Here is a 12374-nt window from a genome sequence, read left to right on the forward strand (position 1 = left end):
TTTCCGATGCATTCTGTGGAAATGACGGAAAACTGATCGGTCATGTTGGACGGTGTGCTGCGGTGGGTAGGGATGACCGAATGCACGCGCGAGCTGTATGGCCGTATTCCGGACATCCGCGCGTGACCGAATGGTCGCCTAAGGAACTTTTGTCACGGATCCGGGCGCCCGTGGCCCGCGCTCCTCTCCGGCCTCGCTCCCCTCCCGGTGTCGGGTGTGTGACGCGCCTGTTTCATGGTGATTGACGAAATATGTTCGCTATGCGGTGCTTTGCTTGTCATTGAGGAAGTTTTTCGCTGACGCGCCCGTCAACCCGGTACGCCCTTTACGTCCGCCCTGAGAGCGTGGTCGACGGAGTTGCCTGCCCGCGCGTCCCGCGGGCGGGGCGGCACACGGCCGTAGGGGGCGACGTGACGGAGTCCAACCAGCGTCCGCCGCACGGGCGGCGGCACGAGGTCCCGCGCCGGAACCGGCGCGGGGCCCTCTCCCGCGCGGTACCGGCCGCCGCGGGTCCGCGTGTGCGGCGGTGGACCGAGGTCCTGCGCCGAAAGGTGTCGGAGCCGACCCCGACGGGGGACCGCCGGGAGACGGTCCAGCGCCTGGCCGGAACCAGCGCGGTCGCCGGGCTGCTCACGGCGGCGCTGGTCATGCCCTGGGTCGGCGGTCTCGGACTGGCGGCCAAGGACTCCGCCGCGGCCTTCATGGCCCTGCCCAGCGACCTGGCCGTGCCGCACCCCGCCGAGCGCGTGCTGCTGACCGACGTCGACGGGGAACCGATCGCCGAGGTCGCCGAGCGCGAGCGCGACGTGGTGCCGCTGGACGAGATCAGCCCCTGGGTGCCCGCCGCCCTCATGGCGATCGAGGACGACCGCTTCTACGAGCACGCCGGGCTGGACCTGCGCGGCACACTGCGCGCCGCCGTCCGCACCGCACTGGGCAACACCCAGGGCGGGTCCACCATCACCCAGCAGTACGTGAAGAACCTCCTCATGGAACAGGCCGACACCGAGGAGGAGCTGGCGAGCGCCAACGCGCGCACCCTGACCCGCAAGGTGCTGGAGCTGCGCTACGCCATCGAGCTGGAGGAGAAGCTCACCAAGGACGAGATCATGGAGGGCTACCTCAACCTCGCCTACTTCGGCCAGAACGCGTACGGCATCGAGGTCGCCGCCGAGCGCTACTTCTCCGTCCCGGCCTCCGAACTCGACCCCGCGCAGGCCGCCACGATCGTGGCGCTGGTGCGCGCGCCCTCGTACTACGACCCGCTCACCAACCCCGAGGCCTCCGTCGAGCGCCGCAACCTGGTGCTGGACCGGATGGTCGCCACCGGACACCTGGAGAGCGCGGAGGCGGAGGAGTACAAGAGCCGGGGCCTGGAGGTGGACGAGACCCCGCGCGCGGGCAGCTGCTTCAGCAGCGAGCAGCCCTTCTTCTGCGACTACGTCATGCGGTGGCTGGGCGGCTCCGACGCGCTCGCCGACACCCAGGAGGAGCGCGACCGGATACTGGAGCGGGGCGGCATCACCGTGCGCACCACCCTGGACCTGGACATGCAGGAGGCCGCCGAGCAGGCCATCGAGCGCTACGTCCCCGCGGGCGACTCCCACAAGTTCGCCGCCGAGGTCCTCGTGGAGCCCGGCACCGGCCGGGTGCGGGTCATGGCCCAGAACATGCGCTACGGCTTCGACGACGAGCCGGGCACCACCTCGATCAACCTGTCCGTGGACCACGACGACGGCGGGTCGCTGGGCTACCAGGCGGGTTCGACGTTCAAGCCGTTCACCCTGGCCGCCGCCCTGGACGCCGGGCTCGAGTACGACACCAGCTTCTCCTCGCCCAAGTCCACGACGGTGAGCGGCCTGGAGAACTGCGAGGGCGGCAGGATGTCGCCCTGGGACGTGCGCAACGCCGGGGAGAGCGACGGCGGAAAGCACAACATGATCAGCGGGACGAAGGGTTCGGTGAACACCTACTTCGCCCAGCTCCAGGAACGCGTCGGCCTGTGCGAGACGGCGGAGATGGCCCAGAGCCTGGGCGTCCACCGCGCGGACGGCGAGGACCTGCAGGTGTGGAGCTCCTTCACCCTGGGCGACCAGGAGGTCTCCCCGCTCACCATGGCCAGCGCCTACGCCGTCTTCGCCTCCCGGGGCACCTACTGCGAGCCGGTCCCCGTGGCCTCGGTCCTCTTCGAGGGCGAGGACGGCGAGGAGATCGAGATGGGCACCGAGTGCGAGGAGGGAGCGCTGGACACCGAGGTCGCCGACGGCGTCAACCACCTGCTCCAGCAGACCTTCGAGGGCGGTACCGCCAACGGCCTGGAGATCGGGCGCCCGGTGGCGGGCAAGACCGGCACCACAGACAGCGCGGCCTACGCGTGGTTCGCGGGCTACACCCCGAACCTGGCCGGGACCGTGGTGGTCGGGGACATCCGGGGCGGGGAGCAGCACACTCTCCAGGGCGTGACCATCGGCGACCGTTACTACGGCATCGTCTACGGGGCCACGCTGCCCGGCCCGATCTGGCAGGCCACCATGCGCGAGGCCGTGGCGGGCCTGCCGGAGGAGGAGTTCGCGCCCTCGCCGAAGATCTACGGCAAGGCCTCTGACAAGCCGTCGGGCGGCGGTGGCGACAGCGACGACGGCGACACCGGTGGAGGCGGTGGAGGCGGCGGTACCGGTGACGGCGGCGTCGCGGCCGGTGGCGGCGGTGACGGCGGGGGTGACGGCGGTTCGACCGGCGGTGGCGGCACCGGTGACGGCGGTGAGGAGGCCACCGGCGGTGGGGGTTCGACCGGCGGCGGTGGCGGTACCGGAGGCGGCGAGGGTTCGACCGGTGGCGGCGGCACCGGCGGAGGCGGCGGTTCGACCGGCGGTGGTGGTGGCGGTACCGGCGGTGGCGGCGGGAACACCGGTGGCGGTGGTGGAGACGGCGGTGGTACCGGGGAAGGCGGTGGCGGAGGCGGCGGAGGCGGAGGTACCGGGGAAGGCGGTGGCGGCGAGTCCCCGGGCGGGGACGGCGGCGCGCCCTGGAACGGCACGCCCCCGCAGCCGCAGGTGCCCGAGGGCGGCGCCGGTCCCGGGGACTGAGGCCCCGACGTGCGCTGACGGGACCCGGGAACACCGCGGCGTTCCCCCGTGTTCAAAATGGGTGAAACCGACAGGGGAGCGCGCGAGCGCTGAGAGTGCGGCACCAGGCCGCAGACCCTTACACACCTGATCTGGGTCATGCCAGCGAAGGAAGTCGTAGGAACCGTCACCGGTGGCGTGCTCCCGCGCACCGGGACGTCCCGGCGCGCGCGGAACGCGTCCCGGCGCCGCTCTCGGCCGCACGGGCCCCTCGCACCCCCCGGCGAAGGGACACCGAATGAAGAGGAACACCACCACCCCCCAGGGCACCGGCTTCCGGCACGACGTCCTCGGTCGGCTGCGGAGCTGGCGCACCGTCGACATCGTCGTGGCCGCCGTCATCGGCGTCGCGGTCGGCGTGGTCTTCTGGCTCTGGAACATCGTCTGGTCGGTCACGACCCCGCTCTTCGTCGGCTTCCCGCCCGCGCAGGCCGTCGTCTACGGCATGTGGCTGATCTCCGGCGTGCTGGGCGGCCTGATCATCCGCAAGCCCGGCGCGGCCCTGCTCACCGCCGTCGCCGCCGCCTCGGTGTCGGCGCTCCTGGGCACCCAGTGGGGGATCATGGTCATCCTCGACGGCGCCCTCCAGGGCATCCTGCCCGAACTCGTCTTCCTCGCCTTCGGCTACCGCCGCTGGGGCATGGGCGTGGCCGTCCTCGCGGCGGCGGTCGCGGGCGTCTCCCCGGCCATCCGCGACAACCTCGCCTACAACGTGACCTGGCCGCTGTCCTACCAGATCACCTACGGCGTCATCGTGGTGGTCAGCGCCGCCCTCATCGCGGGCGTGGGCGCCCGCCTGCTCACCACCGCCCTGGCCCGCTCCGGTGCGCTGGCCCCCTTCCCGTCCGCGAGGGGCTGACCGTGGCCTCCGCGAACGGGCGCCGGACGGCGGCCGGGGGCCCCGGCGCGCGCGTGGAGCTCTCCGGCTGGGGCTGGCGGCACTCGGGCCGCGGGTCCCACGCGCTGCGCGGCGTGGACCTGGTGATCGAGCCGGGTGAACGCGTGCTGCTGCTGGGCGCCTCCGGCGCGGGCAAGTCCACCCTGCTGCACTCGCTGGCCGGCCTGACCGGCGAGGACGCCGCCATCAGCGGCGACCACGAGGGCACCCTGCTCCTGGACGGAGAGCCCGCCGACCGGAGCCGGGGCTCGGTCGGCCTGGTCAGCCAGGACCCCGAGACGCAGCTGGTGATGGCGCGCGCGGGCGACGACGTCGCCTTCGGCCCGGAGAACCTGGGCGTGGCCCCCGACCTCATCTGGCCACGCGTCCACGAGGCACTGGAGGCCGTGGGCTTCCCGTACGGACCGCGCCACCCGACCGGCGCGCTGTCGGGCGGTGAGAAGCAGCGCCTGGTGATCGCCGGGGCCCTGGCGATGCGCCCCCGCCTGCTGCTGCTGGACGAGCCCACCGCCAACCTCGACCCGGCCGGGGCCGCGCTGGTGCGCGGCGTGCTGGCCCGCCTGCTCGCCGAGACCGAGGCGACCCTGGTGCTGGTCGAGCACCGGGTGGCCGACGTCGTGGACCTGGTGGACCGGGTCGTGGTCGTGGCGCCCGGCGGCGGGGTCGTCGCCGACGGGCCGCCGGGGACCGTGTTCGCCGAGCACGGGCGCTCGCTGGCCGCGCAGGGCGTGTGGGTGCCCGGGTTCGAGCCCGCGCCCGTCCTTGAGCCCGCGCCGGGCGGTGAGCCCCTGCTGGAGGCCGTGGGCGTCACGGCGCGCACCCCGAGCCAGCTCGGCGTGCGCGCGGCACCGCGGCGCACGGTGTTCGAGGGGGTGGACGCCACCGTCCGAGCCGGGACCGCGACCGCCCTGACCGGACCCAACGGCGCGGGCAAGTCCACGCTGCTGACCCTTCTCGCCGGACTGTCCAGGCCCCAGCGGGGAGCGGTGCTGCCGCGCGGGCCGCTGGCCGGGGCCGACCCGCGCCCGCTCGTGCGCTGGCCCGCCCGCAGGCTGGCCCGGTACGTGGGCACGGTCTTCCAGCACGCCGAGGACCAGTTCGTCACCGCCACCGTGCGCGACGAGCTGTGCTTCGCCCCGCTGCGCGCCGGGATGGGCGAGGCCGAGACCGAGGCCTGGGTGGGCGAGCTGATGGAGCGCCTGCGCCTGTCCGCGCTGGCCGACGTGCACCCCTACACGCTCTCGGGCGGTGAGAAGCGGCGGCTGTCGGTGGCCACGGCGCTCAGTTCGGGCCCCGCGCACGCGCCCGACGCGCTCGTCCTGGACGAGCCCACCTTCGGCCAGGACACCCGGACCTGGACCGAACTCGTGGAGCTGCTCGCCACCCTGCGGTCCGCGGGCCGCGCGGTGGTCATGGCCACCCACGACGACCTGTTGCTGCGGAGTCTGGCCGACGCGCGGGTGCGCGTGGCCGGGGGCCGCGCCGTCCAGGAGGCCGCCGCACCGGACGCGGGCGCCGGGGCGGAGCCGCCCGGCCCGCCGGAGCCGACCGGGCCCGCGGGGCACACGCCGGTGGGAAGGGGGAGCCGTGGCTGACCGGAGGCTTCCGGACACACCCGTGGACGGGGACCGTGTCCCGGGCGGGGCCCGCGTGCCGGAGGGGAACCGAGAGACGGACGAGGTCCGTCGTGCGCCGGATGAGGTCCGTGTACCGGACGAGGTACGAGGGCAGGGCGGGGCCGGTGCCCCGCCGGGGGACGCGCTCACCCTGGAGGCTCCCGCGGACGGCGGGGCGCGCTTCTGGCTGGTCGGGCTCAACCCGGCGGCCAAACTGCTCGCCGCCCTGCTGCTGGGCGTGGGCCTGGTCCCGGCCGTGGACGCCGTCACCGGCGGCGCGGTGCTGGCGGGCGTCCTGCTGCTCCTGCCGTTCAGCGGGATCGACCGGCGCACCCTGCTCGTCCTGGGCGGGCCCTTCCTGCTCATGGGGCTCTCCAGCGGGCTGGTCAACTACCTGTACGGGGAGCACGGTGCGGAGGGCGCGCTGGGCGCCGCGGTGCGCCTGCTGGCCATCGCCCTGCCCGGGCTGCTCGCCGCCGTGAGCAGCGACCCCACGGAGACCGCCGACGCCCTGGTACAGCGGCTGCGGCTCCCCGAGCGGCCCGCCATGGGCGTGCTGGCGGCGCTGCGGCTCGTCCCGCTGCTCGCCGACCAGTGGCGCACGATCACACTGGCGCGGAGGGCTCGCGGGCTGGAGGCCGGGCGCGACCCGGTCAGGGCGGTCGCGCTGTTCTTCGGCCGCCTGTTCGCCCTGTTGGTGCGCTCCATCCGCACCGGGACGCTGCTGGCCGCGGCGATGGACGCGCGCGCCTTCGGGACCGGGCCGCGCACCCGCGCCCGGGAGAGCCGCTGGCGGACCGCGGACACGCTGCTGCTGGCGGGGGCCGCCCTGCTCCTGGCGGCGGCCTACACCCTGTCCGCACGCCTGGGCACCCTGGTGCTGCTCTTCTCCTGAACCGGGTGGTAAGCAGTTCGGAGACAGTGGTGACGTCCGAGTAGTGAGGGGCAGCAGACCGTGGGCGAGTTCGTGCGTGTGGAGACCGATCCGGACCATCCGGCCGTGGCCGTGATCCGGCTGGACAGGCCGAAGGTGAACGCGCTCAACGCCGCGCTCACCGCGGAGATCGCCGAGGCCGCGACCCGCGTCGCCAAGGACCCGGACGTGCGCGCCGTGGTCGTCTACGGCGGTGAGCGGGTGTTCGTCGCGGGCGCTGACATCAAGGAGATGGCCGACCTCACCGCCGCGCAGATGCTCGGCTACGCGCGCGACCTCCAGAGCGCTCTGAACCTGGTGGCCCGCATCCCCAAGCCGGTCGTGGCGGCGGTCACCGGGTACGCGCTCGGCGGCGGCCTGGAGCTGGCACTGGCCGCGGACTTCCGGGTGGCGGGTGCCGGGGCCAGGCTGGGCGTGCCCGAGATCCAGCTCGGCGTCATCCCCGGCGCGGGCGGGACCCAGCGCCTGCCCCGCCTGATCGGCTCCTCCAGGGCCAAGGAGATGATCTTCAGCGGTCGCCACGTGAAGGCGGACGAGGCCCGGGAGATCGGCCTGGTGGACCAGGTCGTCCCGGACGAGGAGGTCTACCGGGCCGCCGTGGCGCTGGTCGCCCGGTACGCCCAGGGTCCGGCCGTGGCGCTGGCCGCGGCCAAGGAGGCGGTGGACCGGGGCCTGGAGACGGACCTGGACACCGGTCTGGAGATCGAGCGCCTGCACTTCGCGGGCCTGTTCTCGACCGAGGACCAGAAGGACGGCATGCGCAGTTTCGTCGAGCAGGGACCCGGCAAGGCCGCCTTCAAGGGGCGCTGACGGGGCGCTGAAGCGGCGCCGGAGGGCCGCCGGACCGGACCGGTCCGAGCCGACCGGGCGCCGGAACAGCAGGTCGGGGCGGCGGCACACGGCGTCGTGCCGTCCGCCCCGCAGCCGTTTCGGTGGATTCGAGAACTTTTCACCCCGCTCGTTGGATCGAACGGTGTCACGGGGGGTTCGGCCGAACGTCCGGATCCGGCCAGTCCGGACGGGAGGGAGGGAACCGCCCACGCCAGTTTTCCGTCATACTCGTGAGGGTCGCCCCCGGACGGACGCGCCGCCTGAACCCCGGACGCCCGGCGGTGCGGAAGCGACCACACGGGCCCGAGACCGGGACGAACAAGCCAATGGTGACCCATCCCCCGGCCGCTAAGCTGGACGCGGTGGTATGTGGTCTTTTGAGGGGATGAGTTCTCGATGGCAATGTCGGCAGGTTTCCCCATGGGTGAGGAGCTGCCGGAGCGCATCGGCCACTACGTCATCCGCCGCCGCATCGGGCAGGGCGGCATGGGCGTGGTGTACCAGGCCGAGGACCCCCGGACCGAGCAGTTCGTCGCGGTGAAGGTCCTCAAGCCGGAGGTCGCGGGCGACCACATCGCCCGGGCCCGCCTCGCCCGCGAGGTCGAGACCATGCGCCGCGTGCACAGCCCCAACGTGGCCGAGGTCATCGAAGCCGACACCCAGGCCGAGCTGCCGTGGGTGGTCACCGAGCACATCCCCGGCCCGACCCTGGACGCCACGGTCACCAACCACGGACCGCTGCGCGGCCGCGCGCTCACCCGCTTCGTCACCGGCATGGCCCGCGCGATCCGGGACATCCACGCGGTGGACGTGATCCACCGCGACCTCAAGCCCGGCAACGTGATCATCTCCAACGGCGAGCCGATCGTCATCGACTTCGGCATCGCGCACGCGGTGGACGGCGCCAAGCTGACCCAGACCGGCACGTTCGTGGGCACGCCCAGCTACCTGTCCCCGGAGGTCATCGAGGGCACCGACCTGGGCCCGGCCACCGACATCCACGCCTGGGGCGGCACCGTCGCCTTCGCCTCCACCGGCCGCCCGCCCTACGGCGCGGGCACCTTCGAGGTCATCTTCTTCCGCATCCTCAACGGCGAGATCGACATGGACGGGATGCACGAGGCGCTGCGGCCGCTGGTCAACCGCGCCGTCTCCCGTGACATGCGCAGCCGCCCCACGGCGGAGGAACTGCTGGAGGAGGCCAGCCGCCTCAACCTCGACCTGCCCTGGACCGAGGACGCGGGAGGCCGTCCCACCGGGCTCACCGGCAGCCACACCGTGTACCACCCGACCACGGCCGGGGGCACCGGGGAGGAACCGGGCAGCGGCGGCTCGGGCGCCGCCGCGGCGGGCGCGGCCGGTGCCGCGCTCGGCGGCGCGGCGGGCTACCTGGCCGGTCGCGCGGCCCAGAACGACCAGGGCTGGGGCCCCTCGCACACCGGCGGCCCCGCCTCCAGCGCCTGGTCCCCGTCCGGGGACCCCGCGAGCCCGGCCTCCGCGGCGCACTCCGGCGGGCTGGTCGACGACCCCGTGTCCACCGACGACCTCTCGGGCGCGGCGAACGGCCGCCGCGCCGACGACCCGGAGTCCACCGACGACCTCTCCGGCGCGCGGCGCGGCTGGGACGACGAGGACGACGGGCTCCCGGGCACCGAGCGCATCGCCCCGCGCGACGCCGACGACCCGGACGACCCCCAGGGGACGATGCGGATCAGCCCGGTCCGCGACGAACCGGACGACGTGCTGGGCACGCGGCGCATCCAGCCCGACGAGTTCTCCCGCGAGGACCCGCAGGGCACGATGATGATGGACCCGGTCGACCGGGACGGGTACGCCCGGCGCCCCGTCGACGAGTACGAGGACGAGGGCCACCAGGCGCCGCACACGCAGTTCTTCAACACCCCGCTGCACAAGGGCGACTTCGCCGACATCCTCACCCCGGTGGACGACGGCCGGGGCAGCAACCGGACGCAGGAGTTCGACGGGGACGAGTACGAGGAGCGGCGCGGCGGCCTGCTGGGCCGGTTCCGTCGCGGCGGCGGCGACCGGGTGAGCGACTACTTCCCGGACGACTCCGACGAGGAGGGCGAGGAGTACGAGGAGCGGTCGTGGCGGATGCACCCGCTGACGATCCTGCCCATGCTGGTCTCCGTGGCCGGTGTGTCCCTGCTCTTCCCCTGGTTCGGGCTGATCCTGGGCGTCGTGATCATCGCCGCGCTGGGCGCCCTGGACGTGGTCAAGGCCGAGCACGCCCGCCGCCTCCAGACGCGCGGCCCGCGCAACTCCGACAACATGGTGGTGGCGCTCAGCTTCCCGTGGGCCTTCGGGCGCATGGCGCTGCGCACGCTCGGCTTCGGGCTGATCTACCTGCTGGCGGGCATCCTGGTCGGCATGATCTACGCGCGGATCGCGGACGTGCCGGGCGAGGGTGCCAACTACACCGGGGCCTTCGCGATCTTCGTGATGATCCTGCTCAGCTACGTCATGCCGAGCGGGCGCGAGGCGCGGCACCAGGCGGTGTGGCTGGTGCGCCGGGTCCACTACCGCAACCTGTACGTCTACGTCGGCGTGTGCATCGGCCTCGTGCTGCTGACCATGCTCATCCTGTCCTTCGGCCTGTCGGCGGCTCCGGACTGGGTGCCGATCGGCGGTCCCTCGGACTGGTTCGACGGACAGTGATCCCCGCCCGGGGGCCGTAGGGCTCACCGGGCACCGCGAAGGCCCCGGGCTCCGGCCCGGGGCCTTCGGCGTTCCCGCGGGGCGGGAGGACCCCGACCTGCTACCGGTGGTGTGACCGGTTCCTGCGGGATCGGCGGCGACTAGGGTGGGGAGCGGGAGGCGGGCACCCGCGACCGGTGTCCGGCGCAGGCGGTCCGACCGGGGTCGGAGCACCTGCGGCACAGCGGTGGTTAGGGTTGCCTCAGTCACACCGGGGGCCAGGGGTTGGCCTCCAAGCTACTAGCCAGTAACATCTGGGCTATGAGCACATCGCGGGACCTGTCTGAACGTGAAGGCGGCCCCGCCGTCGGATGACCGAACGGCATTCGGCATTGTTGGCAGTAGGGGGCGCGCCAGCGTCCGGCCGCCGCACGGCGGATCATGGAGTGCAGGGAGGTCGGCCACCGGCCATGAATATTGTCGTTTTGGTCAAGCAGGTCCCGGACACGGCGACCGAGCGGAAGCTCAACCCCGAGGACAACACGCTCGATCGCGCTGCGTCCGACGGTGTCATCAACGAGCTGTGCGAGTACGCCATCGAGGAGGCGCTCCAGCTCAGGGAGAAGCACGGCGGCGAGGTCACCGTCCTGACGATGGGACCGGACCAGGCCACGGACTCCATCCGCAAGGCCCTGTCGATGGGTGCGGACAAGGCCGTCTTCGTCAACGACGACGCCCTCCACGGCTCGGACTCGCTCCAGACCGCCTACGCCCTCGCGCAGGCCCTGGGCACCATCGAGTTCGACGTGGTCGTCCTGGGCTCGGAGTCCACCGACGCCCGCACCGGCGTGGTCGGGGCCGCGCTCGCCGAGTACCTCGGCCTGCCGCAGCTCACGTTCGCCCGCAAGGTCGACATCGACGGCAGCACCATCAGGATCCAGCGCCAGACCGACTACGGCTACGACCTCGTCGAGGCCCAGCTCCCGGCGGTCGTCTCCGTGGTCGAGAAGATCAACGAGCCGCGCTACCCGTCCTTCAAGCTCATCATGCAGGCGAAGAAGAAGCCGGTGGACAAGAAGTCCGCCGCCGACGCGGGCATCGACACGGCCAGGGTGGGCCTGGCCAACGCCACCACCGAGACCGTCGACTTCGACGCCGCGCCGCCGCGCGCCGCGGGCACGGTGGTCAAGGACGAGGGCGACGGCGCCGCGAAGATCGCCGAGTTCCTCGTCGAGAAGAAGTTCGTCTAGGTCGAACGAGAGACTCAGGGAAGGTTCAAGGGATATGGCTGAGGTCCTCGTCCTCGTCGACCACGTCGACGGACAGGTCAAGAAGGTCACCACCGAGCTGCTGACCGCCGCCCGCCGCATCGGCGAGCCCGCGGCCGTGTGGGTCGGTGACGGCGCCGAGTCGGGCAGGGCCGTCCTGGCCGAGTACGGCGCCGAGAAGGTCTACGTGGCTTCGGCCGAGCTGGACGACCACGTCGTGGCTCCCAAGGCCGAGCTGCTCGCCAAGCTCGCCCAGGACAAGGGTGCCGCCGCCGTCCTGGTCTCGGCCACCGCCGAGAACAAGGAGATCGCGGGCCGCGCCGCGGTCAAGCTGGGCTCGGGCGTGCTCACCGACGTCGTGGACGTCAACGCCGAGGTCGTCGCCGAGCACAGCATCTTCGGCGGCACCACCGTCACCCACGCCCGCGTGCGCACCGGCGTGCCGGTCGTCGCGGTCCGCCCGAACTCCGTCCCGGCCGAGGCCGCCTCCGGCGCCGCCGCCGAGGAGCAGGTGTCGGTCGAGGTCTCCGACGCGGCCAGGAAGGCCAAGGTCGTCGAGCGCGTCCACGAGGAGCAGGGCGAGCGCCCCGAGCTCACCGAGGCCGCCATCGTGGTCTCCGGCGGTCGCGGCGTGGGCTCCGAGGACTTCTCGGTCGTGGAGAACCTGGCCGACTCGCTGGGCGCGGCCGTGGGCGCCTCCCGCGCCGCCGTCGACTCCGGCTGGTACCCGAACCAGTTCCAGGTCGGCCAGACCGGTAAGACGGTCAGCCCGAACCTGTACGTGGCCCTGGGCATCTCCGGCGCGATCCAGCACCGCGCGGGCATGCAGACCGCCAAGAACATCGTGGCGATCAACAAGGACCCCGAGGCCCCGATCTTCGAGCTGGCCGACTTCGGCGTCGTGGGCGACCTGCACGCGGTCACCCCGCAGCTGACCGAGGAGATCAACAAGCGCAAGTAGCACCGCGCTCCGACGCGCGAACGCCCGGCCAGGGGCCTCCCCGGCCGGGCGTTCGCGCGTTCGGGCACCGTTTTCCGGGGCCG

General features: G+C 73.0%; 8 protein-coding genes and 1 riboswitch. All 8 genes read left to right on the forward strand.

The window, feature by feature from the left end; genetic code table 11:
• Positions 1-410 precede the first annotated feature (410 nt).
• Positions 411-3086, forward strand: coding sequence for a transglycosylase domain-containing protein (locus tag PV789_RS05200; RefSeq protein ID WP_274976373.1), 2676 nt, complete (start codon positions 411-413; stop codon positions 3084-3086).
• Positions 3087-3148: 62 nt separating this feature from the next.
• Positions 3149-3256, forward strand: a riboswitch (TPP riboswitch).
• A gap of 107 nt (positions 3257-3363) precedes the next feature.
• Positions 3364-3984, forward strand: coding sequence for an ECF transporter S component (locus PV789_RS05205; RefSeq protein ID WP_274976374.1), 621 nt, complete (start codon positions 3364-3366; stop codon positions 3982-3984).
• Between the two features lie 2 nt (positions 3985-3986).
• Positions 3987-5618, forward strand: a complete 1632-nt coding sequence (locus tag PV789_RS05210) for an ABC transporter ATP-binding protein (RefSeq protein WP_274976375.1) — start codon at positions 3987-3989, stop codon at positions 5616-5618.
• Between the two features lie 172 nt (positions 5619-5790).
• Complete coding sequence (locus tag PV789_RS05215; protein ID WP_274978053.1) at positions 5791-6534, forward strand: energy-coupling factor transporter transmembrane component T family protein; 744 nt, start codon at positions 5791-5793, stop codon at positions 6532-6534.
• Between the two features lie 60 nt (positions 6535-6594).
• Positions 6595-7383 carry an enoyl-CoA hydratase/isomerase family protein gene (locus tag PV789_RS05220; protein WP_274976376.1) on the forward strand — a complete coding sequence of 263 codons (789 nt, stop codon included), beginning with the start codon at positions 6595-6597 and terminating at the stop codon, positions 7381-7383.
• A gap of 441 nt (positions 7384-7824) precedes the next feature.
• Positions 7825-10083 carry a protein kinase domain-containing protein gene (locus PV789_RS05225; RefSeq protein ID WP_274976377.1) on the forward strand — a complete coding sequence of 753 codons (2259 nt, stop codon included), beginning with the start codon at positions 7825-7827 and terminating at the stop codon, positions 10081-10083.
• Between the two features lie 449 nt (positions 10084-10532).
• Positions 10533-11312: an electron transfer flavoprotein subunit beta/FixA family protein gene (locus PV789_RS05230; protein ID WP_047870008.1), complete on the forward strand. Its 780-nt coding sequence runs from the start codon at positions 10533-10535 to the stop codon at positions 11310-11312.
• Positions 11313-11346: 34 nt separating this feature from the next.
• On the forward strand, positions 11347-12291 hold the full coding sequence (locus tag PV789_RS05235) for an electron transfer flavoprotein subunit alpha/FixB family protein (RefSeq protein WP_274976378.1): 945 nt from the start codon (positions 11347-11349) through the stop codon (positions 12289-12291).
• Positions 12292-12374 lie beyond the last annotated feature (83 nt).

Origin of the sequence: Nocardiopsis camelliae, from assembly GCF_028993595.1 — a bacterium.
Lineage (GTDB): Bacteria > Actinomycetota > Actinomycetes > Streptosporangiales > Streptosporangiaceae > Nocardiopsis > Nocardiopsis dassonvillei.

What these genes read in the sequence shown, in the direction of transcription:
- PV789_RS05205 (WP_274976374.1), top strand. Translation starts at nt 3,364, where the DNA reads ATGAAGAGGAACACCACCACCCCCCAGGGCACCGGCTTCCGGCACGAC.
- PV789_RS05225 (WP_274976377.1), top strand. Translation starts at nt 7,825, where the DNA reads ATGGGTGAGGAGCTGCCGGAGCGCATCGGCCACTACGTCATCCGCCGC.
- PV789_RS05230 (WP_047870008.1), top strand. Translation starts at nt 10,533, where the DNA reads ATGAATATTGTCGTTTTGGTCAAGCAGGTCCCGGACACGGCGACCGAG.
- PV789_RS05235 (WP_274976378.1), top strand. Translation starts at nt 11,347, where the DNA reads ATGGCTGAGGTCCTCGTCCTCGTCGACCACGTCGACGGACAGGTCAAG.